This window comes from Novipirellula sp. (assembly GCF_041583735.1).
GTDB lineage: Bacteria > Planctomycetota > Planctomycetia > Pirellulales > Pirellulaceae > Novipirellula.
Genome location: NZ_JBFHFD010000801.1, coordinates 1 through 3,418, shown reverse-complemented (window position 1 = coordinate 3,418; position 3,418 = coordinate 1). Strand labels below are relative to the sequence as shown.

Below are 3,418 nucleotides of genomic sequence, written 5' to 3'. Positions count from 1 at the left end.
TGCGACGTCGTATTCGCCGCAGGCGGGGATGGAACCGTCAATGCCGTCGTCAACGCATTAATGAAAATTGACAGTGCTCGCCGCCCCAGCATGGCGGTCCTTCCGCTGGGGACCGCCAACGATTTCGCTGGCACACTCGCCATTCCCGACGAGATCGAAGAGGCAGTGGCACTATATCGCGATCGCCAGCCGATTCCCATCGATGTGGTCCGAATCACCGGCAGCGGATTCCAGCGTTATTACGCCAACGTTGCGGCGGGCGGTAACTGTGTCCGCGTTTCTGAAGAGCTCACCGACGATATCAAATCACGTTGGGGAGCGTTTAGCTATCTCCGAGGTGCCGTTGGCGTGCTGGCGGATATGAAAAGCTTTCGTGTTCATGCGGAAATGGATGGCCAAAGGATTCGTGATTTTGATAGCTGGGCCGTGCTCGTGGCCAATGGGAAAACGAACGCAGGACGCATCGAAGTGGCTCCCGAGGCTTCGCCGGTCGACGGACTGCTCGACGTGGTGCTGATCAAAGACGGCGACGTGATGGATATGGTCGAAATCGTTGCCGGCAACCTGCTTGGCAACTTTCTCGAGTGTGAGCAGGTCATCTATCGACAAGCACAGCGACTGAAACTTTATTCCGACCCGCCAATGCGGTTCACGCTCGATGGCGAAGTGGTGGATGAAGAACCGGTCGAATTCGAATGTATCCCCGGAGCCATTCGAATGTTTGTTGGCCCAGAGTTTGGCAATGCATAAAAGTTTGGTCAGTCACGAAACGAAATCAGGCCTGAGTTTTTCATTAGGCCTGATTCTGATTGGGCAGTTGTGGCTATGAGAGCCTTGGCGGATGACAGGCTAGAAGCCTCCCACATTAATCGTTGCCGATCGCACTGCCAATAGCAGCACCGATGTTGCCGGCACGTTGTCCACCGATGGCATCTCCGATCGCACCACCAATGGCGGCGCCCCGCTGCTGCGACTGCGTTCCGTAGTATCCGTTTCCGTACACATTGTTTCCATAGTACGATCCGTTTCCGTAGTACGATCCGTTGTTGTCGAAACGTCCGTTAATGGTTGGGCTGTACGATTGATAGGGCAGCGAATTGCTGCCGCGATAGCCGCTGCTGTATCGCCCGTTTGGCGTGTAGTACTGAGGGGTCGATTGCCGGTAACTGTACGACGGTACCGAATACGAATAGGGTTGGTTATACGATTGGGTCGAATAACGCCGGACCGAGTACGACGGTTGAGAGTACGTCGGGTAGCCGCGTTGGTAGTACGATCCTGAGTTGCCGTACTGGACGACGACTTGAGCCTCCGCGGGAGCGGGGGTCGCGGTCCATGTCAGCGCTGCGACCAGGGCAGATAGGCTGATGTATCGAAAAGCAATCATGATAAAGATCCTGTGAAATTCAATTGTATGGGTAGGTTATTGGAACAAGCGGTTGGATCGGATTTGTTGCCACGTCGTTCGTTGACGTCGCGAGTTGAAATACAGCGTGGTGGCCAGCACACCTAGGCCAAAGCCGATCGCAAGATTCGTGAGCGACGTTTTGACAGGCAGTTCGTCCATTTCGTACTGCATTCGCTCGACCGCCGAATGCACCGAATGGCTGACTTGCTCGCCAGCCCGATGGGCTTGATCGACGAACGATCGAAGCGAAGACTCGTGAACCGGAGCAAATTCCGAGACGACGGATTCAATCTCGTCTCGCTGGGTGTCCACTCGCGAGGCGACGAATTCGGTTAGATCATCCACCGATCGATCGCACTGTTTCAGTTCGTCTTGATTGATTTGCGGCCAGCGAATGTTGATCGCGGTGAAGACTTGGTCCCACGGATCCGTCGCGGATTGTGAGGTCGAATCCGAGTCATTCAGACGGTTATTTGAAGTGGTCGTATGGGTTGGCATTGCTTGCGTCCCTGTTGCTGGTATTGGGCTGGGAATCGTGCGGGTCGGAAGTCGACCAGTCGCCACGTATTCCCGTCATACCCAATCGGAACAACGCAATTGCTGTGCCTAACTCGCTGAACACGATCGACTTATTCCTTTCGTGTATACACCTGCGGATACTCAAACGTCGGCTCTTTATCGGGACACAAATAGACAAAACGTTCCGACAGTTTTCGCGTCGCATCAGCTTTGGCATCCATCAGCGTGACGCTTAGTTCCACTGGCGCATCTTCGGTCGGACGCACGAGGAGATGGGCGATCCAGTCGCCTGTGTCGGTGCGGTCGGCGGATGCGGAAATAACTTCGCCGCGAATGGTTGCAACATCGACAGTGACGGTTCCCTGCCTTCGCTTGGCAATCGTTTCGCCGGCAAAGCGGATGTCCATCGCGACAAACCCGTCTTGTCGCTGAACATCGAAGTAGGTAGCCCTGGCGACGTTGGTTTGTTCGCTACGATCACCAGGGAAAAAGGAAACTTGGTAATCGAGTTCTAGTGGGGAATCGAGCGTCGGCTTCGCATCTGGAATCCAATAGGCGGCGATGTTGTCGATCCCTTCATGAGCGCCGGGTAGTTCAAGCAGTTCAACGACGCCGTTTTCCCATCCCCGCGCCGGTCGCACCCACACGCTGGGCCGTTTATGGTACTGAGCGTTATGGTCGTCAAAGTGGTAGAATGCTCGGTTGCGCTGCAATACACCGAACCCTTTTAATTTGCCAACGCGAAACTGACTGACCGAAGGATAGCTTTGGCGCGCAAACGCACGCCATGTCCATTCGTCGTCTGCGGATTGGATCAACATCCCATCGGAATCGTGGACGGCGGGACGGTTGTCCAGCGGCGGTCCGGTCAACCCATCGCCCCACATCCACATGCTGGTCAGCGGCGCTAAACCAATCTTTTCCGGCAGCGAACGAAAGTGCAACGAGCACCGGACATCGACAATCGTTTCCGTCGTCCCCGGGGTCAGCGTGAATTGGTACGCGCCGCACACCGAAGGGCTGTCCATTAACGCCAGGATCGAGAGCTCTTCATCAATTGCCTTGGGACGCTGGACCCAAAACGACTTGAAGAATGGAAACTCTTCGTCGCGATGCAGCGCTATGTCCACCGCCAACCCGCGTGCCGACGTGCCATAGACCGTATCGGCGCTTCGCCCGCGAAAATAGCTCGATCCGAGGAACGTCAACATCTCTTGACCATCGCTTTGGCCGGGGAAACGGCCCGCGATCTTGATGCCCGCATGTCCCGAATCGCGAACCACTTTCTCGGCAATGGGGGTGCGATACCGAAAGTTACTTGAGGAAAAAGGGATTTCTCGTGTGACCCCTTTTTCCGTGATGTACAGCGAAACACGATCGCGTTGGACAAAGCCGCGATGAAATGTCTCGAGCCAAAACGGAAGTCCGTCTTTCCACCACACCGCCTTCTCGGGCCGGTAGCTAATATCGCGGTATTGTTCGTAGCTCATT

Annotated in this window: 4 protein-coding genes; 1 reads left to right on the top strand and 3 read right to left on the bottom strand. The window is 55.3% G+C overall.

Features of this window, described 5'->3' with window-relative positions; genetic code table 11:
• Positions 1-750: diacylglycerol kinase family protein (locus ABX962_RS32950; RefSeq protein WP_372725928.1), on the top strand; the 750-nt coding region annotated here is incomplete at its 5' end.
• Between the two features lie 115 nt (positions 751-865).
• On the opposite strand, the gene ABX962_RS32945 is transcribed toward ABX962_RS32950, so the two are convergent.
• From ABX962_RS32945 to ABX962_RS32935, 3 genes are all read right to left on the bottom strand, one after another.
• Positions 866-1,387, bottom strand: a complete 522-nt coding sequence (locus ABX962_RS32945) for a hypothetical protein (protein ID WP_372725927.1) — start codon at positions 1,385-1,387, stop codon at positions 866-868.
• A 36-nt stretch (positions 1,388-1,423) separates the two neighbouring features.
• A complete protein-coding gene (locus ABX962_RS32940; protein ID WP_372725926.1) occupies positions 1,424-1,906 on the bottom strand; it encodes a hypothetical protein in 483 nt (160 codons plus the stop codon).
• A gap of 131 nt (positions 1,907-2,037) precedes the next feature.
• On the bottom strand, positions 2,038-3,418 hold a 1,381-nt coding region (locus tag ABX962_RS32935; protein WP_372725925.1), incomplete at its 5' end, for a glucan biosynthesis protein.